This is a genomic window from Terriglobus albidus (assembly GCF_008000815.1).
GTDB classification, from domain to species: Bacteria; Acidobacteriota; Terriglobia; order Terriglobales; family Acidobacteriaceae; genus Terriglobus; species Terriglobus albidus_A.
On sequence record NZ_CP042806.1, the window covers coordinates 956,968 to 980,984 of the forward strand.

General features: G+C 58.3%; 13 protein-coding genes and 1 tRNA gene. 11 read left to right on the top strand and 3 right to left on the bottom strand.

Annotated elements, in window-relative coordinates; all coding sequences use genetic code 11:
- Window positions 1-314 precede the first annotated feature (314 nt).
- Window positions 315-3,452, top strand: a complete 3,138-nt coding sequence (locus tag FTW19_RS03955) for a TonB-dependent receptor (RefSeq protein ID WP_187143248.1) — start codon at window positions 315-317, stop codon at window positions 3,450-3,452.
- A 401-nt stretch (window positions 3,453-3,853) separates the two neighbouring features.
- Here the strand turns inward: FTW19_RS03955 and FTW19_RS03960 are convergent, their stop codons facing one another.
- Window positions 3,854-4,192: a DUF3175 domain-containing protein gene (locus tag FTW19_RS03960; protein WP_147646433.1), complete on the bottom strand. Its 339-nt coding sequence runs from the start codon at window positions 4,190-4,192 to the stop codon at window positions 3,854-3,856.
- A 166-nt stretch (window positions 4,193-4,358) separates the two neighbouring features.
- Here FTW19_RS03960 and FTW19_RS03965 point away from each other — a divergent pair, with 166 nt between their 5' ends.
- From FTW19_RS03965 to FTW19_RS03975, 3 genes are all read left to right on the top strand, one after another.
- On the top strand, window positions 4,359-5,432 hold the full coding sequence (locus tag FTW19_RS03965) for a glycosyltransferase 87 family protein (RefSeq protein WP_147646434.1): 1,074 nt from the start codon (window positions 4,359-4,361) through the stop codon (window positions 5,430-5,432).
- A gap of 82 nt (window positions 5,433-5,514) precedes the next feature.
- Window positions 5,515-5,590 (top strand) — tRNA-Ile (locus FTW19_RS03970).
- 552 nt (window positions 5,591-6,142) lie between these two features.
- Window positions 6,143-6,541, top strand: coding sequence for a hypothetical protein (locus tag FTW19_RS03975; protein ID WP_147646435.1), 399 nt, complete (start codon window positions 6,143-6,145; stop codon window positions 6,539-6,541).
- Here the strand turns inward: FTW19_RS03975 and FTW19_RS03980 are convergent.
- Window positions 6,513-7,811, bottom strand: a complete 1,299-nt coding sequence (locus FTW19_RS03980) for a helix-turn-helix domain-containing protein (RefSeq protein WP_147646436.1) — start codon at window positions 7,809-7,811, stop codon at window positions 6,513-6,515. The genes FTW19_RS03975 and FTW19_RS03980 overlap by 29 nt on opposite strands.
- A gap of 254 nt (window positions 7,812-8,065) precedes the next feature.
- Between FTW19_RS03980 and FTW19_RS03985 the strand changes: the two genes are divergently transcribed.
- The 7 genes from FTW19_RS03985 to mctP all read left to right on the top strand — a co-directional run bounded on the left by FTW19_RS03985 (window position 8,066) and on the right by mctP (window position 22,446).
- On the top strand, window positions 8,066-11,422 hold the full coding sequence (locus FTW19_RS03985) for a TonB-dependent receptor (RefSeq protein WP_187143250.1): 3,357 nt from the start codon (window positions 8,066-8,068) through the stop codon (window positions 11,420-11,422).
- 50 nt (window positions 11,423-11,472) lie between these two features.
- Window positions 11,473-13,668 carry an FAD-dependent oxidoreductase gene (locus FTW19_RS03990; RefSeq protein ID WP_147646438.1) on the top strand — a complete coding sequence of 732 codons (2,196 nt, stop codon included), beginning with the start codon at window positions 11,473-11,475 and terminating at the stop codon, window positions 13,666-13,668.
- A 40-nt stretch (window positions 13,669-13,708) separates the two neighbouring features.
- Window positions 13,709-15,319, top strand: coding sequence for an FAD-dependent oxidoreductase (locus FTW19_RS03995; RefSeq protein ID WP_187143252.1), 1,611 nt, complete (start codon window positions 13,709-13,711; stop codon window positions 15,317-15,319).
- Between the two features lie 112 nt (window positions 15,320-15,431).
- Window positions 15,432-18,401 (top strand): hypothetical protein, encoded by a 2,970-nt coding sequence (locus FTW19_RS04000; RefSeq protein ID WP_147646440.1) that lies wholly within the window; start codon window positions 15,432-15,434, stop codon window positions 18,399-18,401.
- Window positions 18,402-18,425: 24 nt separating this feature from the next.
- A complete protein-coding gene (locus tag FTW19_RS04005; protein ID WP_246153558.1) occupies window positions 18,426-20,612 on the top strand; it encodes a hypothetical protein in 2,187 nt (728 codons plus the stop codon).
- Window positions 20,613-20,664: 52 nt separating this feature from the next.
- Complete coding sequence (locus FTW19_RS04010) at window positions 20,665-20,859, top strand: DUF3311 domain-containing protein (RefSeq protein WP_187143254.1); 195 nt, start codon at window positions 20,665-20,667, stop codon at window positions 20,857-20,859.
- Window positions 20,860-22,446 carry a monocarboxylate uptake permease MctP gene (gene mctP, locus FTW19_RS04015; protein WP_147646441.1) on the top strand — a complete coding sequence of 529 codons (1,587 nt, stop codon included), beginning with the start codon at window positions 20,860-20,862 and terminating at the stop codon, window positions 22,444-22,446.
- 258 nt (window positions 22,447-22,704) lie between these two features.
- Here the strand turns inward: mctP and FTW19_RS04020 are convergent, their stop codons facing one another.
- Window positions 22,705-23,892, bottom strand: a complete 1,188-nt coding sequence (locus FTW19_RS04020) for a carboxypeptidase regulatory-like domain-containing protein (protein ID WP_222705525.1) — start codon at window positions 23,890-23,892, stop codon at window positions 22,705-22,707.
- Window positions 23,893-24,017: the final 125 nt, after the last annotated feature.

Sequence of the window (24,017 nt, forward strand, 5' to 3'; positions counted from 1 at the left end):
CGTTTCTCGTGAATGGGTATCCGCCGGGAAGGCAGGGCTCTCTTTTAGAGCCTTTCCTATTGAAATTCTTTCGAAAGGATCATGAAAGGAAGAAAAAATAATTAAAACAGTTGCTTAAGAAGCAAAACGTAATCAATACTTTCCCAACACGTCGGAACGACTTTTTCTTGAGAGAGGTCATGTCCATGTTTTGTCGCAACGCTTTCCCCCGTCTTTGCGATACTTCCCGGCCTTCGGGCAAATGGTTCGTTCTCCGTCTCCTTCTTCTCGCTCCTCTGCTTTTTGGATTCACCGCGTCGGGATGGTCCCAGACGGTGAACGCAACCCTGCGTGGCACGGTGATGGATGCGACCGGCAGTGTCGTGGCGAACGCGCAGCTTGAGCTCTACGAACCAGTGACCGGTCAAAGAGTGCGCGCGACGACCTCGACCGATAATGGAGACTTCGAGCTCAACGAGCTGAAGCCCGGAACCTACGAGCTTCGTTGCAGCTTGTCCGGCTTCAAGCAATTTGTGGCGCGGAACATCATCCTCGACAGCGGACAGGTGCGCCGCGTCAATCCATCGCTCGCTCTTGGTGCGACGACGGACGAGGTCACCGTCACAGCGGGAGCTGCTGTCATCTCGACGGAATCGTCAACGCTCGCCGGCTTGTTTACCGCAAAGCAGCATGACGAATCGCCGCAGGTCACTATCTATCCGTCGACCTACTCCATGCTGACGACGCTTTCCGGCGTACAGGGTGGTAAGGGATCTCCGATTGCGAACGGTCAGACACAACAGCAGCAGTCGCAGACCTTCGACGGCATCGCCAACGACCTTCAGGGTAACCAGAGCAACAACGCGAACTTCTTTGAGCAGGTGTCGGCCTCGCTGTTCAATGCTCCGGCTGAGAGCGCCGTTCCTGTGCAGATCAATCTGGTGACTAAGCGCGGCACCAACGCGTTCCACGGCAGCGCCAGCTATCGCATCTACGACTCGGTTTTCAATGCACGCGGCTACTTCGATACCAAGAAGATTCCGTATCTGCAGCACGAATGGAATCTTGAGGGTGGGGGCTACATCTGGCGCGATCGCACCTTTTTCTACGGCCAGTGGTTTGCGCAGAAGATTCCTCTGGGTTACCAGACGCGCGCGAGCGTACCCACCGGAGCCTGGCGTTCGGGTGTGTTTTCCTCCACCATCATCGATCCGCAGACCGGTCTGCCGTTTCCGAACAACACCATCCCGGGCTCGCGCATCAGCTCGGTGGCGAGGGCATTCCAGGACAACTACCTTCCAGCTCCGAACATTGGATCGGCGACCAGCGCAGTTAACAACTATGCTTTCCAGTTTCCCTTCAACAGCGATCTCTATCGCGGCGACTGGCCTCTGGCCCGCATTGACCATCAGTTGACGAAGAACAACTCGTTGTTTTTCCGCTGGCTGATGCGGCAGACGCCCTATGTGCTCAACAATGGTCTTCCCATCCTTGTATGGACGCGTAACCGGCGTCATCAGCAGTGGGCTGCCGGCGACACGCATCTGTTCACACCGCAGATGATCAATGAGTTCCGCTTCGGCTACTCCACTGACTACATGGTGGACGGGCAGAGCAACGCCGGCCAAACGCCTCCCGATGGCGCGCAGGTACTGGCAACTACCGGTCTGCAGGGATCGAATCCCGGCAACAGCAAAGGCCAGGGATTCCCCAGCATCACGATCACTGGACTTACGGCTCTAACGAATGTTGCCGGAGGCACGAAAGCGAACAACCACATGACCACGTTCGTGGACACATTTACCTGGCAGAAGGGACGTCATGTGCTGAAGTTCGGAGAGTCGGTGGTTCGCTTCAGCAACTTCTATGGCTTTGTGAACGACTACGGTACGTTCAGCTTCGACGGTTCCATCACGAAATCTGGTACCGCTACGACTCAGTCGGCTTATGCTGACTTTCTACTTGGGCTTCCGCGGCAGAGTCAGCGGACTAATCCGTTGCCTGCTCGCGAACAAACGCTCAGCGAGTATGGATTTTTCATTCAAGATTCGTTCAAGCTCTCACCAAAGCTGAATATCGACTATGGCCTACGCTGGGACATCTATGGCACACCGACCGCAGCCGACCATCTGATGTACAACTTCGATCCGGCGACCGGCAACGTCATCGTCGATCCCGCCGGGCTCTCGAAGGTGAGCCCGTTCTATCCCAAGACGATCACGGTTCAAACAGGCAACGTGCGCGCGGAGGTCGACAAGAGCAACGTGGCTCCACGAGTAGGCGCGGCCTACCAGGTCACCAGCCGCTCAGTCATTCGTGGAGGTTACGGACTGTACATCTCGCGACTGGGTTCATCGGGTAATTTCAACAACTTTCTTCCCATCAATCCTCAGCTTGGATCGACAGGCCCGTTCTCGATCAGCGAGATCTACAACAACGCTTCGAACGGAAGCACCTTCTCCTTCCCGAACCCTTATCCATCGAGCACGGGCACGGCGGTGGCTCCCAGCCAAAGCATTCTTGGCTATCCGCTCCAAACCGAACACGGTCACATTCATCAATTCAGCGCGACCTACGAGATCGAGTTGAAGAACACCGGTTTCCGGGTCTCGTATGTGGGTTCCAGAAGCACGGGGCTGAATTACTCGGTGAACATTAACAAGCCTGCGCCAAGCACAACAGCCTTCGCGTCATCGCGCAATCCATATCCTCAGTTCGTGTCGACGACGCTGATCCGCTACGACGGAGGCGCCAACTACAACGGTCTACAGTTCGACGTGCGCCGCCGTGTCGGCTCCTTTACCTTTTCTGCCAACTATTCCCTGTCGAGCAGCCAGGCGAACTATCTGAACACCGAGAATCCATACAATCTGCTGTCTCGTTATGCGAACGATGGCCTGACGCGGCGGCACTACAGCTCGAGCACCCTGACCTATGCGCTTCCCTTCGGCCACCACCGCAGGTATCTGAACGGCGCCAGCGGCCTGACGGATCATGTCGTGGGCGGCTGGTCGACGAACATGATGACGTACCTGGCCTCGGGCACTTATTTTTCGCCGTCGTTCTCCGGCTCCGATCCTTCAAACACGAATACCCTGGGTGGTCTTCCGGACCTGGTGGGCGATCCGAACAATGTCCCGGGAGGGAAATCGAAGACAAACTGGTTCAACACGGCTGCTTTTGCGGTTCCGCAACAGGGACGGTTCGGCAATGCGCTACCGAACAGTTTGGTGGGCCAGAGCCTTTATCAGACGCATGTTTCCCTGATCAAGAGCACTGCTATCACTGAGCGTGTGAAGTTCAACTTCGTCACGCAGATCTCTAACCTGTTCAATCACGCCCAGTTCCTTAACCCGAGTGGGAACATCAGCTCTGCGAGCGGCAACCAGTTCACCAGCCAGATTGGAACCTTCGACGCGTATGAGGTAGCCAAGCCCAGGAATATCACTTTCCAGGGAGCATTTGTCTTCTAGGGCGTGATCGAAGTTTGGGCACCCATGCACTGGGTGCCCCATCGATTGCGTATCGGGGCCCCGAAGAACTTTGTTCGTTGGAGTGACTCGCAATGGGTGGGATATTTGAGTCTCCAGCAAACTTGGTTCGCTTTGGTGAACGATTCGAGCAAAGCTCGAACCGGGTGGGAGACGCGGGCTTCAGCCCGCGTTTGTTGGCTCTATAAGAAACGGGCTTTAGCCCTGGGCTTTCTTTGTCCGTTAGGGAAAACCCCAGGGCTAAAGCCCATTTACTTTTGCGCCTTTATCAGCGGGCTGAAGCCCGCTGCTCCCACCCAGTGTTGGTGGCCACCTTGCCCATCCTCACAACGTGAGAATGGGCAAGGTGGGGAACGGTTCGCGAAAGTGGCTGACTGTAAGATTCAGGCTGCGCGCTTCTTGCGGGCGGCGACGACCTTTTCGTGTAGCAACTCCTTGGCGTGCTCCAGCACCTTGCGGCGTGTGGGTGAGAGGGATTTGCCGGCACGGTTTTCGAAGAAGACCAGCATGCGCATGCCGGAGGCCGGGCCCTTGGGCGAGACCTTCTTCGAGGCCAATCGCCGGGCGATAGTGGCGGCGTCCTGCCTGAAGAGGCCCTCTTCCGGATAGGTGGATTCGGTGTTCACCTTCGCCGACCAACGGCGGGATGTGCCCTTAGCGTGAGAGCCGTTTGCATGAGAGCCGCTGGCGCTCATCTTTACCTGTTTTTTTGTTGTGGCCATGAGCAACCTCGTTCGGTAGCAAGGTCTGATGCACAGTCAGCAAAGAAGGTCGCCGATAGTAGTTAAACGCGACGCCGTAGCATGACTCCGCGGGAGTTCAGGAAACGCTGGAAGATTCGCTCCGAGTTGTGTTACCGTGGGTCCCTCCCTCGGGAGTTCGATCACGATGAAGAAGCTTCTACGGCTGAGCATCGCTGCTTTAATACTGGCGATTGGCGTTGCATTCCTGTCCTTCGCCATGTCCTCAGGCAATGCGGCCAACAAAGACTTCATCTCTTACTGGGCCGCGGGCAAGCAATTGCTCCACAAGCAGAATCCCTACGGCCCGGGAATCCTGGCAGTCGAGAAGCAGGCCGGGTTCATCGACAACCGTCCGTTCTACATGCGCAATCCTCCGACGGCGTTTCCGCTGGCTGTGCTGGCGGCATTGTTCAGCCACAAGGTGTCCGCCATCCTCTGGTCGCTGGGTCTGGTGCTTTCACTGATGACCTCTGTCCGCATCATCTGGGAAATGCATGGAAGGCCGCCTGACCGTCTGCATCTGATCGGTTACCTATTCCCGCCTGCCTTAGCCTGTCTGACGGCGGGACAGATGGGCATCTTCCTGCTGCTCGGCGTGGTTCTGTTCCTGCGCTGGAAAGAATCCAGGCCCTTCCTCGCGGGGATGGCTTTGGTTGTTTGCGGCATTAAGCCGCATCTCTTCCTGCCCTTTGTTGTCCTGCTGCTGTTTCACCGCCGTGCTCTGCTGGGGGCGGCGGCGGCGATTGGAGCCACGGTTTTGTTCTCCCTCGCCATCGATCCGCACGGCTGGCAGCAATACCTGCAGATGGTGAGGAGCGCAGACCTTCAGAATGAGTTCATTCCCACCCTGAGCCTGGTGCTGCGCCTGGTTCATCGCTCGTGGTCCTGGCTCCAGCTTGTGCCTGCTGCCATTGCCTGTGTCTGGGTTTACTTCAAACGTCCCGAGTGGAACCTGGTTCTACTCGTCTCCGTACTGGTCGCGCCTTATGCCTGGGTCACCGATGAGTGCGTCGTGCTGCCTGCATTCATGGCTGCGCTCTATCAAGCGAAGTCGCTGACGCCCTTCGCCTGCGTGCTGGTGGTGGGGCTGCTGGAGGTCCTGGTCGGCGCCGGAATGACGTCACCGTATTATCTATGGACTCCGCTGGCCTGGTTAGGGCTTTATCTGTATGGCACACGTTCGGTGAAGGTTGCCGTGCCTGTTCCTATGGGCTCGTAGACTGCCAGGAAGCGGGGCTTCGAATCGGCCGTGCAAACTTGCAGTAAACTGCCAGGAGCGGTGTTTCCACCACCTTCTATCTGGGCCTGTAGCTCAACGGTTAGAGCAGGGGACTCATAATCCCTTGGCTGCAGGTTCGAATCCTGCCGGGCCCACCAAGCCACTTCTATTTCAGAGCCAGAGGTGCGCATCTGCAAGGCGACTAATTTAAGGCTGAGCTACAGTCTCCCATCTTGGAGCGCTGCGGAAGCTACTACGGTCGGCGAGCGATTCGGCGATTTAGCATCAATCCAGATCGACGATTGACGCTATGCGCGTTTTCCGGGGACTGATGGACATGGCCAAATGGCTTGGTCCGTGATCAAAGCGGAGCGGTTTGGAATTTGCTCTGATACAGCCAGCAAAAAGCTGCCCCCTCCAGCGTACAATCGCCGCAATCGGTTGTTGCAAACCCACGGAGGCTGCGATGAACAGAGCTGTCCTTTCGCTGGTGTTGATTTGCTCCCCACTTGTGGCTCAAGAGGTACACAGCCACCCAATGCCTGAAAAGCTGGGTACGGTATCTTTTCCCACTTCGTGTCAGCCTGCAGTACAGCAGGAGTTTGATCGCGGGGTTGCGCTTCTCCATTCGTTCTCCTATGGGCCGGCCGACGAGGCATTCGCAAGCGTAGTCCGCCAGGGCGACTCAGGTCGGCATCATGCAACGAGAGGTGGCAGCATGGTCTGCCCAAGCAGACCATCAACCCGAGAAGGCCGCCGTGATCCTGCGCAGCGCAGCCGATGACGAAGACGCAATTGAAAAGCTGCCGCTGACGCCGGGACCGATCGTACCGGCACGCGAGCAACTTGGAGAGCTTCTGCTCCTGCAAAACAATCCCGGTGGAGCACGGAAAGAATTCGAGACAGCTATCGTGAATAGCCCCGGTCGTCGCGGGGCGTTGCAGGGAAAGGCGCAGGCAGAACGATCTGAAGCTTCAAACTCCAGTGCATCCAACTCCGGGCCCACCAGAAACAAGGTTCATATCTATGAGGTGCATAGGCAGTACATCGCCCAGTCATCCAAGGCCAAAAGCACCTGCGTTATCGGGTTTCTTTTGCCAGCGGTTTGAAAGCTGCGACCCAGCTACGCAGGGGCGTAGTTCCATTCACCTCGGAGAGTACGACCGCGTCGAAGAACTCCGGATTGCCGTGCGAGGTCCGAGCCTTCTGCAGATCGGCAAGCCCGTTCACCGAAGTCAGGTACGAGATCAGCGCGTTCGTATGGTAGCCGGCGAGCACCAGAACAAAGCTATCGGATGAGTGCCCTGGAAGCAGGGCGACGATTCCCGGAGCTACGATCCGCGTTGGTGACTCACGCACTGTCTCAAAGTGCACCGGAGCCTTCAGGCTGGGCGTTGCATCTTCGATGTACTGCTTATGCTCCGGAATCCGGAAGTGGAGCTTGTCCAGATACGCCTGATACGGAGCCAGCGTTCCCACCGTGCCCAGCAGGATCAGGTTCGCGCTGTCGGCTGACTCGGGCGACAGCTCAGTGCTGCTCGACGGGCTGATTTTTGTCCCCAACGGCTGGAGATATTGCGCAAGACGAAAGACGGCGCGTGTGTCTGACGCCACCGTGTAGTCCTGCGCCAGGATCGGCTTCCCGCGCTGTGCTTCGAGTCCGGATAACGATGGTGACCGTTCGAGATCGTGATACGAGTTCACCGCCGGGTCACGCACCAGCAGCGTGTCGCCGTTCTTGTCGACCCAGGTAAAGAAGACCGGATTCGGAAAGACGATCTGCGTCGGCCGGCCGCCCTTCAATAGATTTGCCCAGAAGGGAGAAACCACGACGGCAGACGACGAGGCCGTCGACATCTGAACTTGGCGCTCCCAGCGCGACCCCAGCAGCCACCCCATCGCAAGAATGGCCAGACCTGCGGCACTGAACCAGAGATATCGGGAGGCCGGCGGTTTCGCCACCACGGGTTGCGGAGCTATCGTCGGAATCGCAGCAGCGGCCGGCGGGTTGTCCTGGATCGCGAGATCAGGGGGCGCACCGTCTTTGGTGACCGGTTCAGCCTGGAGCTGGTAGGAGCCCAACGGAATCGAAAGCCGCCATGGATCCAGCGTGCCTTCGTCGTCGTAGAACTCCTTCAGCTTCTGGCGGAGACGCGCCACTTGCACGCGGACAGCAGCATCCGTCCGTGGATCGAAGTCCGACCTGCGGTCCAGCGCTTCGGTGGCAATGGCATATTCGTTCAGCTCTTCCGCGCGGTGCTCCCACAGGTAGACCAGCAGGCGCTTCATCGCCGGTGACTTCTCCAGCAGGCGGCTGGCCAAGGGACCGCGCAGCTCCACAGCACCATCCGCACCCGAAAGAAGAGACGATGTCGTCATGCCGCGCGCCCTTCCGCGAAACCTTACAGATCCTTGTAGGTTGTTGAAAAAAAGACGTTACATCGTAACATAACCCCTCGCAACTCGACAATTTGCAGCCTCGGGATCGAACCTTGCCGACGTCTCAACGGAGGGCCTGCAACTTGTTCGTCCACACACAGATTTCAAAAAAACTCGAAACGCCAATCTCCTGGTCTTTGTCCGCAGCCGGTCGTTCTCTCTTCCTCATGCTCGCCATGCTGGCAGTCTTGCTCATGCCGAAGGTGGGTCAAGCGCAGAGCTACACCTCCCAGGTCACTGGCCTGGTGAAGGACACCGCCGGAGCCATCGTCCCCAATGCCATGCTGGTAGCAACGGATACAGCCCGTGGAACCTCGCTCAGTGCGAAGTCCGACGAGCAGGGTGTCTACCGGTTCCCGTCGCTTCAGCCATCCACCTACCGAATCTCGTGCACCATGCCCGGCTTCCGTGCCTTCCAGCAGGAGGGCGTCACCCTTCTGGTCGACCAGGTGTTGCAGCTCGACATCACGCTCGAGGTGGGTGAGGTGAAGGAGATCGTCACTGTCACCAGCACGCAGGCCGGTGTTGAGACCGCCAATGCATCGCTTGGCCAGGTGGTCACCCAGCGCGAGATCGAGGAGCTTCCGCTCAACCTGCGCGACTCGCTCGGCCTTATCGCGCTGACACCCGGCACGGTCCTCGGAGCCAACTTCAGTGACGGCGGAGGCGGCAACGTCGGCCGCAACTACTTCCGCTCCGACTTCAATGTCGGTGGAGGACGCAGCGGATCGCAGGCCATCATGCTCGACGGGGCGCCCAACACCACCGGCGATGTCAGCCGTGCCGTTATCAGTCCGCCGGTTGATGCCGTGCAGGAGTTCAAGGTGCAGGCCACCAGCTATGACGCGCAGTTCGGGCGCACCTCCGGCGGCATCGTGAATGTGCTGACCAAGTCAGGCACCAACGACATTCACGGCAGCGTCTATGACTTCGAGCGCGACAGCTCGATGGACGCGAGCAACTACTTCGCGACCGGCAACGTGCCCAACTATCACCGCCGCCAGACCGGCGGTGTGGTTGGTTTCCCCATCCTTCGCGATCGCTGGTTCATGTTCGGTGACTTCGAGGCGCTGCGGCAGCAGCTTCCGGTCAGCACCTTGTCCAGCGTGCCCACGCAGGCGCAGCGTGCCGGCGATTTTTCTTCGACTTACTACCAGGCTTCGGCAACTAGCGCACCGGCGCAGGTGGTCATCTATGACCCGGCGACATACAACGCCACCACCGGGCGACGCGCGGCCTTCAAGGGGAACATCGTTCCCGCAAACCGCATCAATCCCGTGGCGTTGAACATCCTCAAGTCCTATCCGCTGCCCAACCAGGCGGGCAATGCCGTCACCAACGTCAATAACTACATCTACACCGACAACTCGGTCACCAACACAAACAAGTACGACCTCCGTACCGACCTGCATCCCGGGGAGAAGACCACGATCTTCGGCCGCTTTTCGCGGCAGACCGATGCGCGTATCGTGCCCGGCGCCATGCCGCCTGCCATCGCGGGCACGGTGACCGACGATCACTATGCACAGATTGTCATCGGCCTCTCGCGTGTCATCACGCAGAATCTCTTCGCCAATATTCAGACGTCGTTTACCCGCGGCCTTGCAAACCAGGCAGGCGGTCTGCCTACGGTGGATCTTGGCAGCCTGGGCTTCTCTTCGACCTTTGCATCCATCGCTGCCCCGCAGCTCCCTATCATCTCGATGACGGACTATCGTGCGCTCACGCAGAAGAGCTCGGTCGGCCAGCAGCATCAGCCCAGGAACAACTACGTCACTACCGGTCTGCTCACCTACACGCGCGGACGCCACTCCTGGAAGTTCGGCGCGGAGTACTGGATTCTCAACTTCAACGAGTATCAGAACGCAAACTCTTCCGGCACGCTGAAGTTCGATCACACCTTTACGCAGCAGAATCCAACCGCGGCCACGAGCAAGACGCAGGGCAATGATCTGGCTAGCTTCCTGCTTGGCATTCCGTCCGGTGTTAGCTCAACCACCGGCGCTGCGGGAAGCTACATCCGCAAGGTTGCGGGCATCTCCACGGGCGGCCTGTACTCCGCTCTCTTCGTGCAGGACGACTTCCGCGCCACGTCGCGCCTTACGCTGAACTTCGGTTTGCGCTGGGATCTCAGCCGCGGCAATCGCGAGAAGTACAACCGCGTTGCCTGGTTCGATCCCACGGCTCCCAGCCCTCTTGCTGGTCCGGCTCATCTGCCTAACCTCACTGGCGTTGCCGTCTGGGCGGGCAGCGGTGCCTCGAAAGACCAGCAGGAGACCAAGTGGAGCAACTTCAATCCTCGCTTCGGCTTTGCCTACCAGTTGCCGCATCAGGCCGTGTTGCGCGGAGGCTATGGCATCTTCTTCCTGCCTAAATCCGTGCAGGCCAGCGGTGCGGGCGCCATCGGTACCACGGTCGACACACTGATGCCGATCGACAGCGTCATTCCTGCAAACTCACTGACCGATCCCTTCCCGCAGGGAGCCACGCTACCCAGCAACAACCGTGATCCCAATACCGGCGCGGGCTCCACCATCAGCATTCCGCTCTATCACTACACCTCGGGCTACGTGCAGATGTTCAGCCTCGACTTCCAAAAGCAGCTTCCTTTCGGATTCGTGCTTGACACACACTACTGGGGAAATCTGGGAACGCATATTGCCACCTCGAAGAACCTGAACCAGTTGCCGAACCAGTATCTGAGCCTCGGTTCGAAGCTCACTACGACCACGGTTCCCAACCCGTTCTATGGAGTTCTCGCGAACCAGTCCGCGCCCGGGCAGAAGACCATCACTCTGCGCCAGTCGCTGCTTCCGTATCCACAGTATGTCGGTGACGGCGGAGTCGTGCAGGTTTATGAGCCTGCCGGTAAGACCAACTACAACGCCGGCACGGTGCAGGTAACCAAGCGCTTTTCGAAAGCGCTTAGTCTGAACGCTGCATACACCTATGCGAAGTCCATGGATAACCTCGGTGTCCCGCTGGACTCCTACAACCGTGCCGGCGAGTACGCTCTCTCTGACCAGGATGCCACCCATCAGGCCATCGTCAGTTTCCTAGGTCAGCTTCCCTTTGGCCGCGGAAGACGATTCGCCCACGATATGAACCGCTTGATGGAGACGGCACTCGGTGGCTGGGATGCCAATACCATCATCCGGTTGCAATCTGGCTTCCCGGTCAACATTGCGCGTCCGGCCGTGCTTGCACCGGAGGCCAATGCTCAGCTCGATAACCCCACACCGCAGCAGTGGTTCGATACCAGCGTCATCTCCAGTGCAGGCTCCTATTCCTTCGGGAACATGGGCCGCCAGATTCCACATGTGCGCAGTGACATGCTGCAGAACGTTGACTTCGTTCTGGTGAAGAATATCGCCGCAAGCTGGCACGACCACACCATCACAACGCAGTTGCGCGCGGAATCGTACAACTTCCTCAATCATCCGCAGATGTCGGCTCCGAACGGAACGCCTACGTCAGCCAACTTCGGTACAGTCACCACGCAGGCAAACCGTCCTCGCGCCTTCCAGTTTGCCGTGAAGGTGAAGTTCTAATCCCCTAAAGAAATTTCCAAACACAACGACTTCAAACAAGCAGAGGACTGATGAGATTCAAGCGTATCCGGACATGGATGATCGGCTGTGCGATTGCAACCTTCGCCATGCAGCAGGTGAGCCTCGCACAAGCGTCGCAGATGGATGTAGTGGTCTATGGTGCGACCCCGGCCGGCATTACCGCTGCGGTGGCAGCCGCCCGCGAAGGTAGGCATGTTCTTCTTCTCGAACCGTCGGCGCATATCGGAGGTATTGTCGCCGGGGGCCTGACCAAGACCGATATTGGAAGGCGGGAGACCATCGGCGGCCTGCCTGCGGAATTCTTTGCCAGGGTGCTGGCGCATTATGAGCGCGCCTTTGGTAAAGATTCCGAACAGGCACGTGCCACTAAAGGCGGTCTCTTCTTTGAGCCCCATGTGGCGGAGCAGGTCTTCGAAGAGATGCTCTCGGAGGCGAAGGTCACGGTTCTCAAGGATCGGCAGCTAACCGCTGCGTCTCTGGGGCCGAATCATCTGCAGTCGATCATGGTGCAGTCGCCGGATAAGAGCCTGCAGCAGATCGTTGGAAAAGTCTTCATCGATACATCATATGAGGGCGATTTGATGGCGGCGGCGCATGTGCCGTATCGTGTAGGCCGCGAGGGGGCTGCGGAGTACAACGAATCGTTAGCGGGCATGAATCGGGGTCCGCACGAGCTGATCGGGAAAGGCGACCAGCGTCTGCAGGCCTATAGCATTCGTTCCACGATTACGAATCGCGCAGACCTGCGGCTGCCCTTCCCAAAACCGCAGCACTACACGCCAGAGGCGTTTGCGGATTTTCTTGCGCACATCCACCAGAAGAATATTCATACTTTCCAGCAGCTCTTTCCCGATGTGCCCGAGTGGGGACCGGTGAATGGAAAGTCTGATCCCAACAAGGCCGATGACGTCGATGGAAACCTCAACTACGTCGAGGCAGATTCGGCAACGCGTCGTGCCGTCTATGAACACACTCGCGATCTCTGGCTGACCTTCTGGTACATGCTGCAGAACGATCCTTCGCTGAGCGACGAGTTCAAGCAGACAGCCCGCGAATGGGGTCTGCCGAAGGATGAGTTTACGGATACGGCTAACGTCTCTTCGCAGCTCTATGTGCGCGAAGCCAGACGGATGATCGGCCGCTACCTGATGACGCAGAACGATGTGCAGCATGACCGCACCAAGCCCGACGGTATTGCCATCGGCAGCTACGTCATCGACTCGCACCCGGTACAGACCATCCTCACCGAGAAGGGTCTCATTCAGGAGGGCGGCAATATCGCCGGATGGACCGATCCCTACAGCATTCCTTATCGCTCTATCACGCCTGTCAGTCCCGACAATCTTCTTGTTCCAGTCGATCTCTCCGCGACACACATCGCGTACTGCACTATCCGCATGGAGCCGGTTTTCATGGAGCTGGGCCAGGCGGCAGGCCTGGCCGCATCCATGGCGATCGTCAAGAACATTGCTGTGCAGGAGATCTCAACGGATCAATTGCGTAAACGGCTCAGCGAGCAGAAAGTCCCGCTCGATCCCATGTTCCGTCCGCGTGTCGCTATCGAGATAGAGAATCCGGCAACCCCGGGGACGCCGGTCCAGTTTCATGTGAAGGCGTTGGAGGTGCGGTCGCCGCTCACGCAGTACTTCTGGAACTTCGATGGATCGGGCAGCGTGCAGAGCACCGATGCATCGCCGAAGTGGAGCTTCACCTCCGGTAAACCATATACGGTCAGCCTTATCGTGGTGGACTCCGACGGAAACTCTTCGCTCATCGCCAGGCGCACCATCGGTGGGACAGCAGAAGGAACACCCGATGTCACGCTGCACTATGAGCAGGCGCAGGAGCATGGCCTCTGGGATAAGACCGCAATCGCGGGTCTGGATGAACGGGATCTCGTCGCCTGGCACGACCTGAATAACGACAAAGGCAAGAAATCGGTGCGCTTCGAGGCGAAGTTGTCACGGCCTGGAACCTATCGCCTTGCGATTGCTTATCCCAAGAGCACCAGGCGAGCGACAAATGTGCCTATTACGGTGACGACCATCCAGGAGACACGCACGCTCCGTCTTAACGAGAAGGTAAAGGACACGCCCTTCGCCTTTGTTCCTCTCGCCGACTTCCACATCGCACAGGGGGAATCGCCCTCCGTGACCGTCGGTACCGACGGCACCGACGGCGATGTCGCCATCGAAGCCATCCGCTGGCTTTGGATCGGAGAATGACCGGCGAATGAGACCCACTTCATTACTGCAAAAGGAAACTATGCGACTCACTCGAATTCTCTTCCTCCTGCTTTGCTCTCTGTTGTTGACTCCCCGTCCCACGATGGCCGCGGAGAAGGATGTATATGACGTTGTGGTCTATGGCGGCTCTGCCTCCGGCATCATCGCTGCGGTCAGCGCCGCGCGTAACGGAGCCGCAAAGGTTGTACTGGTCTCGGCCAATCCTCACCTCGGCGGCATGGTGACGAACGGGCTATTCCGTACCGATGTCGGCCGTCCCACAGTCATCGGCGGCATCCCGTATGAGTTCTGGCAGCGCGGCGATGCCTACTACCAGCAGCACCACCTCACCCACGCCAGTATGTGGAACACCGAGCCGCACATCGCCGAGCAGATCTTCGACGACATGCTGAAAGAAGCCAACGTTGTTGTTGCGGCGGGCTGCCTGCTGAAAGAACACGGCGGAGTCAAGAAAGAGGGGAAGCAGATCGTTGCGATCAGTACGGAGGATGGCAAGGTCTTTCGCGGAAAGGTATTCATCGATGCGACCTATGAGGGCGATCTGATGGCCTTCGCCGGGGCCTCCAATATCGTCGGCCGCGAATCACAGAAACAGTACGGCGAGTACTCCGCCGGGGTGCGTGACGCCCACTCGGAGCACATCAAGGCCTATGACGCCGATGGTAAGCTGCTTGCCGGTGTGATGCCGCACCGCGAAGGCGAGATCGGCGATGGCGATAACAAGACCCAGGCCTATAACTTCCGCGTCGTTCTCTCACACGACAAAAAGAACCAGGTCCCCTATCCCAAGCCGGCGCACTACAACCCCCATCTCTACGATGTATTGTTGAACCGCATGCTCGCCGCCGCGAGTCATGATTCCGATGAGCGGCTGGTGAAAGGCTTCTGGCCCGCTCTGGGGATCGCCAGCGATAAGGCTGACCTTAACTATGCCGACTTCGTCGCCGGAAGCTGGAACTATCCCAATGCGAACTATGCCGAGCGCGAACGCATCTGGCAGCAGCACTATGACTTCATTGCCGGAATGCTGTGGTTCATGGCGAACGACGCACGCGTGCCGAAGGCGATTCAGAGCGCCGTCAACGAATGGGGTTTGGCCAAAGATGAGTTTGTCGACCATCACAACTGGCCCTATGAGGTGTATGTACGCGAAGCTCGTCGTCTGATTGGTGACTACGTCATGCGGCAGCAGGATGTTGTGGACAACCTCACCAAGCCCGATTCCGTCGGCCTGGGAAGCTATGGCCTGGATGTGCATCCGGTACAGATGTTCGCGGATGAAAAGGGGGAAGTTGCAACCGAAGGTGTTCCGCAACGCACGGAACAGGTTCGGATGAAACACGTTCCTTACCAGATGCCGTATCGCATTCTGCTTCCCAAGGCATCGGAGCTCACCAATCTGCTGGTGACGATCTGCCCGTCCATCAGCCACGCCGCCTACTCCACGCTCCGCATGGAGCCGCAGTACATGATTCTGGGTCAGGCTGCCGGTGCGGGTGCCGCGCTCGCGGTGAAGAACAAGGTTGCCGTGCAGGCAGTCGATATCAAGGCGCTGCAGCAGAGCCTTCGCTCTGGTAACGCCATCCTCGAAGTTGACCTCACACAGTTCAAAGACGTGTTGAACCAGTAGTGCCTCGGGGGAGATCGTCCTGTGCGGTCTCCCTTTCTTTTCCCATGGGCTGGTTGTATCACCCGCTTTGCCGTTCATCTCACGACAGATCGGTGTTCCTGAAAGGAGCTCCATGTCCCAACTCGTGCGTTTTAAATCTGGTATCGCAACTCTCATGCTTCTGGCAGCCTCACTGGCGGTTGGCCAGACCATACCGTCCGGAGCGCTTCTAAAGCATCAGCCCTCCGGAACCACCAACTACGTCTTCAACTCTTCGGTCTTGCTGGCTCCGCCAGCCGCTCCCGCCGATGCTTCGGCTACTATCCAGGCGGCGATCAACACCATGGCGTCCGCCTCGTTATCCAAGGGCGGGGTGATCCTGCTTGCGCCGGGAACCTACTATCTTGCCCATACGCTGAAGCTTGAGGGCAGCGGTGTAACCCTGGTCGGCGTCAGAGCCGTTACCTCTACCGGCCAGAATGGCAGCTATCCCACGCTGACCTACGATGACTCGTTGGTGGATGACGATTATGACAATCGCAGTACGACTGAGTCGACCCTTGGCGTGGATGTGCCCATCATCGATACGCCGGCAGCGATCCGCGTCAACGGCAATGCTGATTACTCCGGAACCCGTACTTTCAACTATGGCGGCCTGATCGGGATCAATCTGGCCTTCACCGGAACGGTGGGCTCAGGCAGTGAGGGCGATACCGCCACCGGTGTGGCGGTGAATCTGCCGCATCAAACGCTCTTTCGTGATCTCACTATTACCAATGCGTACAACGGCCTCGACGTCGGCGATAGCACCAGCCCCTACTTTCTGAACATCAATATCTCCGGTGTGCGAGGAACCTTTGGCGCACGCCTGGGTACCTTCCATACTGATGCCATCAAGATGCACGCGCTCACCATCTCAGCGAGCACCGGCAATACCAGCACGACGCTGGCGATTCTTCCCGCCAATATGGAGCTGATCGGCGGCAATCTCTCCGGAGGCGGCATCGGTCTTCACATCACTGGAGCGGACTCCACGACCTTCGCCAATGATGTCTACCTCCGCTCCCTGCTGATTCAGCACACCAATGCGCAGGGAATCCTGGTGGACTTCGCCCGGCAGGTCTACGTCAGTGACACCACCATCAACTATGCCGGCGCAGAAGCCATCAAGGTGACCCCGAATTTCTACGGCGGTCTGGCATTTACCAACCTTCGCACCTCCTACACCGGCCTTAGCGCCATCCGCGTGCAGCGGGGCATGAACATCAACCTGGTGAATGCGGTGCTGCTGAACAGCGGCCAGCGCAAGTCGAGTGCGAGCTCTGATGATCTGCCCATCGCCGATCTCTCCGTGGACTCCAGCGTCACCTCGCTGAACGTCGTCGGCGGCCGCTTCGGCTCTGCGAACGGAACCACGGTCCATGAGGACTGGGGCATGTACGTCAGCACGGCGAGCCCGCTCTATACGCCATGGCATACGCCGACGCTCATCGCCTCGAACATCGACTTCCTCAATATTCCCACCGCGCAGCGAAGCTCCGGCATTTCCATCACCAACGCCAGTGCGTACTACACGCTCTACAACGCCGGCTACTTCAATCCGCCGGCGGAGGACACGTGGTCGCTTCAGAATCTTCCCACAGATCCGGTCGGTACGGGTGTGATGGCAGTCGTCAAAGGCTTCAACCTTTACGATCTGCCTGAGATCCGTGACCGCCAGTGGATCGATCTCACCTCTTCGGCGCTTAGCACGCATCCTGTCGTGGACAGCTCCGGCAACATCAATACCACGAACTTTACCTACTGGGAAGACATTGCAGCCAGCCAGTTTCCGGAAGGCGTAGTGCTGTATCTTCCCGCCGGGCACTTCAACACCAGCTTCAGCTCGTACACGCGCAAGATCTATAACGTGTCCGATCCGCTCGTGATCAACCATGCTGCTATCCAGGTTCTAGGCGATGGACGAAACGTTACGCAGATCACGGACCCGGTGGCTGTTCCGACTCAGAATGCATTTCAGGTCGTATCCGGATCGACCGGAAGCGGGTTGTTCGGTCTGACCGTCTTTTACTCGAAGACAGCCGCGCTTACGGCTCCGTCGAATACGCCGGTCACGTACGCTCCGCCATTTCTCATTACCAACACCTCGCAGATCCGGTTCGCCAACATCGGCGCACGCTACAGTATGGGCGGCGGCGTCTCTATCGTCGACACGACGAACTCTGAGCTCTTCGATGTCGACATGTCGAGCATGGGCGTCAACAACACGCAGCCCTCGGTTCCGCTGGGCGTCTACACCCTCACGGCGACGACCAATGAGGCGACATCCGACATCCGCTTCTATCAGGCCTACGGCGAATTCCTGCGTAACATCTGGATGCCGTCGACCTCGTCGTTCTGCAATACTTCGACTGCGTGCACGCTTCCGCCCGATCAGATTCCTGACCTCGAGTGGATCCGGCTCGTTGGTGGCGTCACGCGTTTCCGCACCGACTCGGGAACATTGATCGAAGGCAGAGTGGGCTACCAGACGGTCGCTAACGACCAGGGAACGCCGCACAATCTCTCATCGTTCAAGTTCGCGATCGACCACGCTTATGTCTACGGTGCCGATCTGCAGCAGGCCACTGATGCAGACTTCGACGAGCCCTGGATCAACACCCGCCACGTCGCCTTCTTCGCAGAGAGCGGTGTTACTGGAAACCTGAGGATCTTGACCTCCGGAAGCCGTGGAGCAGCCTTCGAAGCCTTCCTGCTGCAGGGCGGAACCACGGTCTCGCTCATCAACTGCCAGATCGGCAACAATTCCAACCTGTGGACTCCCTACAGCTCCATGCAGACGCGGCCCCTCTCCGGTGTGTATCTGGGCCCCTCGGTCGGTAGTACAGTCTTTGTCGGCGGCATGAATGGCTGGATCGCCAACTCCAGCTACGCCAATGCTGGGGTCAACGGCAACCTGCAGGATTATGGAATCATTCTTGGGACAGGCGCTGCAACCTCGGCCTACACCATCTACGGAACCGATCTCTACGGCAACAACGCCGCGAAGGTCGGGCAACAGTCCGGCGGTGGTACCGGCGCAACCGTGTTGATCCCTAACTGAGCAACAGGAGGCAGGCGAGTAATCATGCCGGTCGATACAAGACCATCAGGATGGAAGCATCGGTTCACCATGGGAGCGGTTGTCATTGCGATGACCGTTCCCGGTCTTCGTCACGCTCAGGGGCAAGATGCAGACGCTCTTAACTTCCAGACCCATGCTCTATGGTCGCCACGGCTGAATATCGAGGCCGGGACGGCCATCGTCTATGGCATCGATGCCTCGCTTCCTCAGCGGGTCGAAAGCTGGCGCAGCCACGGCTATCACATTGCTCTCATGACGGGCGTCTCCTGGGGAGAGTACAGCGACTATCTCGACGGCCGCTTCGATGGCAAGAAACATTGGGACGAAGCCCAGATGGATCGTGATGGAAAGATGGTCCTGGACGGTAATAATCCACTCATCCCTTACATCGCTCCTTCTGCCTCCTATGGAAAGTTCCTGGCGGCCGGTGTGCTGCGCGCTCTCGATGCAGGGGTTGAATCCGTGTTTCTGGAAGAGCCCGAGTTCTGGGCGAAGTCCGGCTGGAGCGAGAGCTTCAAGCGTGAGTGGCAGGCCTTCTATGGAACTCCCTGGCAGCCGCCCGACAGCTCGCCCGACGCGCAGTATCGCGCATCGAAACTCAAGTACTTCCTCTACCGCCGCGCGCTTGCGGATGTCTTCGCAGCGGTAAAGCAGTATGGAGAGGCGCATCACAAAAAGATCCCCTGCTATGTTGCGACCCATTCGCTGGTGAACTACGCGCAGTGGCGCATTGTCAGCCCGGAGTCATCTCTCATTGACGTCGGCGCCGACGGATATATCGCACAGGTTTGGACCGGGACAGCACGCACATCCAATGCCTACGATGGCAAGGTACAGGAGCGTACCTTCGAAGCCGCATTCCTGGAATACGGCGCGATGCAAAATCTCGTCCGTGCTTCAGGCCGCAAGGTCTGGTACCTGAACGATCCTATTGAGGACAATCCCAATCACACCTGGGAAGACTATCGCTTCAACTGGGAGAGCACGCTGGCCGCATCTCTCTTTCAACCGGAGGTTAGCAGTTACGAGCTTGTGCCATGGCCTGAACGTATCTTCGGTCCGCGAGGTACTTATCCCTCTGAGGCTGATCCAGCTAAACGGGTTCCCATCCCCGCCCCCTACGAGACCGAGCTTCAGACAGTCTTCCATGCTCTCGGCGAGATGAAGAAGAGCGCGGCCCATGCACAGTGGCTGGCAGCTGGCTCGCAGGGGATAGGTGTCCTGGTCTCCGATACGCTGATGTTTCAGCGTGCCGCGCCCACGCCATCGGATGAGCGGTTGAGCTCCTTCTTCGGTCTGTCGCTGCCGTTACTGGCCCACGGTATTCCCGTGGAGCCTGTCCAGGTCGAAAGCTTCCATCGGGCGAAGCTTGCTGACCGTTATCGCTGCCTGCTGCTCACCTATGAAGGTCAGAAACCACCCTCAATCGCGTTTCACCATGCGCTCGTCAATTGGGTGAAAGCCGGCGGAATCCTCGTCGTGGTTGATGATGGAAAAGATCCCTATCAGTCGGTCTCAGACTGGTGGAATACCGAGCCACGTCACTACGTCCGCCCCATGGACGAACTCTTCGAAGAGCTCGGGATCGCGAACACGCAAGCCGGTGTCATGCATGTCGGCAAAGGTATAGTGCTGCATGAGGCCACATCGCCGGCCGCCCTGGCGATGCAGGCTGATGGTTCGCAGCATCTCCTCAACAGTGTCAAAACTGCGCTTGCGGCAAAGTCGATTAGGCTGCAGGTGAGCGATCGTTTTGTCCTCCGCCGTGGACCATACATTATCGCGAAGGGTCTTTCTGAGGCAACGGCAGCCTCTTCCAGCAATGCAACGGGATACTACATCGATCTCTTCAGCGCGAATATGGATGTGGTGCACAGTTACGCGCTCAAAGGGAAAGAACACCACTTCCTTCTCGACGTCGCCGCCATCAAGGCTGCAACGCCGACCGTCATTGCATCCGCAGGGGGTATTGCCAAGGAACATTACGAGCCCAAGCTGCTGACCTTCTCTGCCAGTGGCATCGAAGGATCGACAGCCATGGTCCGAATCAAATCAGCCTCTGCCATCACCCGAGTCCGAGTTAACGGAGCCGCTCTCGACAGCGCCGCCTTCGGATCCGACGGCACCACCGCATGGCTGCGCTTCCCACAGCATGCGTCGCCGCAAACAGTCAAAGTGTATTTCAAATAGCAATCATCCCTGTTACAACCTGGAATCGCTGCATCACGTGTGGGGGTCTTACATGAAGCTTGCTCAAAACAATAAAAGTCGATGGATGTGGCTGCTCATCCTTCCTTACCTCGGCCTGCTGCTGCCGTTTCTCTATGCACGCCGCACACCGGAGATCTTTGGGGTCCCGTTCTTTTACTGGTACCAGTTCGCCTGGGTCTTCCTTACCGCGGCATTGACCGGTGTTGTTTATTGGAGGACGCGCTAGATGCAGCTTCTTCACTCCTCTGCCTTCCTTGTCTTCGTGACGATTCTTGCTGCCGTCTCTGTGCTTGGCTTCTTCGGCGCCCGCTGGAGGCGCGGCGACCTTGACCAGCTCGATGAATGGGGACTCGGCGGCCGGCAGTTCGGCACGCTGATCACATGGTTCCTGGTAGGCGGCGACTTCTACACGGCCTACACCATCATCGCGGTGCCCGCTCTCGTCTTCGGTACCGGTGCGATGGGTTTCTTCGCCCTTCCTTACACCATCATCGTGTATCCATTCGTCTTTCTCGCTATGCCGCGCCTGTGGGCCGTCGCTCGCAAACACGGCTACATCACACCGGCAGACTTCGTGCAGGGCCGCTACGGCAGCCGCACTCTGGCGACGCTGGTGGCGTTGACAGGCATCACGGCGACCATGCCGTACATCGCGCTGCAACTCGCCGGTATGGGAGCGGTGCTGGCGCAACTCGGCCTCACCGGCAACTCCTGGGTGCAGCAGGATCTGCCGCTAGTGATCGCATTCCTTGTCCTCGCGCTCTACACCTATTCCAGCGGGTTGCGAGCCCCGGCCATCATCGCGATCGTCAAAGACATCCTTATCTACATCGTCGTCATCGCCGCCATCGTCATCATTCCGGCAAAGGCGGGCGGCTACACGCACATCTTTTCCGCTGCGGATGCTGTCTGGAGCCGTCAGGGGACGGCCTCGCTCATTCTACTTCCCAGGGATTACACCGCCTATGCGTCGCTCGCGCTGGGTTCTGCGCTGGCGGCGTTCATGTACCCGCATACCGTGACCACCATGCTCGCTTCGAGCAGCGGCAAGGTCATTCGCCGCAACGCCGTTCTGTTGCCCGCGTATACCTTCCTGCTCGGTCTTATTGCTCTCTTCGGCGTGGTCGCTGTAGCAGCCGGCATTCATCCCGCAACCTCCAGCGGAGTGGTGCCGGAGCTGATGACCCGTTTCTTCTCGCCATGGTTCACGGGGCTTGCCTTCGCGGCCATCGCACTGGCGGCGATGGTGCCCGCGGCGATCATGTCGATCGGGGCCGCCAATCTGTTTACCCGCAGCATCTATCGCGCCTGGTTCCGCCCTCACGCCACTGCGCAGCAGGAGTCGCGTGTCGCCAAGAACGTCTCCTTCGGTGTCAAGTTCGGGGCTCTCCTCTTCGTCTTCACCTCATCGCACGACTTCGTCATCAATCTGCAACTGCTCGGTGGTATCTGGATCCTGCAGACTTTTCCTGCCATCACCTTCGGTCTCTGGAAGAGGGTCTTCCATCATCAGGCCCTCATCGCCGGCTGGGTCGCGGGCATGGCCACAGGAACATCCATGGCCGCAGCGCTGCGTCTGCATTCCTCAGTCTATGCGCTCACCATTGGAGGCGTGAGCATCAGGCTCTACGCCGGCATCTGGGCGCTGATGGCCAACATCCTCATCGTCTGGCTGATCTCCACCTTCCTCGATCACGCAAACATTCCACGCAACTACGACGAAACCACCCTCGCCGACTATCAGGACGAATGGGATGGGTCAGGAGCTGCTATCAGCAACGACGTCATCTCGTGCGAGCGAATAGAGGCCTAAGAGTCAAAGGCGTGCTCCATGCCAGGCATGGGGCGCCGATGGCCGATCGGCTCTATAAAAATTCGATCTTCGCAAACGCCTTGACGTCTTGTTGAAGGGCACAGCTTCAGCACCGAACCAAGCCTGATAAGTAAGCGGTGTTTGGATCATCAACGAAAGGTGGATTTATATTTACCGAACAGCGCGAGCGGGGCCTTTGTTGACGCATGAGTGTGAGCTGGGTTCTCAAAGGCTTCAGCCTGAGTGCGATTGGCATGTCTATCTAGCACACGCTTGCGGGTGATTGATCACCACCGTGCGTGCCTCCTTATCGTCGGAAAAAGTCAAAATGGTGCCGCCACAACCAGGATGTTCCCTATCAAGCGCAACAGAGATGGCGTATTCCCGGCCGGGGGAGAGTGGAAGAACAGCGCTTCCGGAGGCGTCTGTCAGGCCAGTTCGCGTTGGTTCGTCTCCTCGGCTACCGTTCGGGAAGGCGTAGAGATACAGACCGGCAGGTGCCGGCGAACCATCCGGCAGGATTACATTTACTCTGACGGTCCGTGTGGAACGCAGGCGGGCAAGCACGAAGTCTACCCGGTCCACACTCGCTGCGGGTCCAAGAGCAATCGTCCGTGCTTCCGGCCTTGGTGAATGAGGATAGTAGATTGTCGAAGCACCGTCTTCTGTTAGGTATCCCGGGTTTCGTGCGGCGACGAGATAGTCACCGGGCGACAGGTGCTGAAATTCATAGCTGCCATTCAGGTCTGTGGTTGTGATGTGACTTGAGTTCATCCGGGCTTCGCTGGCGTACTGCAGTTCCATACGCATGTCCGCAACAGGTCTACCGTCAGCATCGACGACGTTGCCTCGGATTCGGCCTTCATAAGTGACAGGCCAGTTCACCTCGGCGCATCCTTTGTCCGCGACCCTGATCTTTGTGGGCTTGCTGGTTGCAAACCCTTCGGGCACCAGCGCTGCAACAGAATATTCGCCAGCTTTGAGATTCCCGAAAACATACCTGCCTTCGCTGTCTGCCGTAACAGTTCGACTGTCGGGTCCTGAGAGTTGAACTGTCGCGGGTACAACGGTGATGTTACTGTCGAGCGGCAATCGCAATGAGCCGGAGATCACCGAGCCATGCGGGGCGGTCTTATAGGCGCGCATCCAGGTCACCGCCGCGTTCTCAACACCCGGCTCCAACAGCGCTGTTCGGGAACAGCGAGAGGTCCACAACCGCGCGTCGCTTACGTAGGTAAAGACGACGTACTCACGTCCGACCTGAAACGGAAATCCGCAGGCCGAGCTCTGCTGCGACGTATATATGATCTGTTCGGCTTTGGGCTCTCCACTGAACGTCTCCGCTACGGATAATCGGACCTTGAAGGTGCCGTTGCTGGCGAGTTGCATTTCTGTGCCGTCCGGACGCTTGACTGTCGTGATGTTCGGAATCAGCGTGCTCTCCACGACGGTCCCGCGGAAAATTATTGACGAACCCATTTGGATGGAGCATACGGGCCCCGGACCACCGCAGAAGCATGCGTGTGCATTGCTTACCATCCCAAAAAGCAGCGTGAATCCAGGCAGAAATC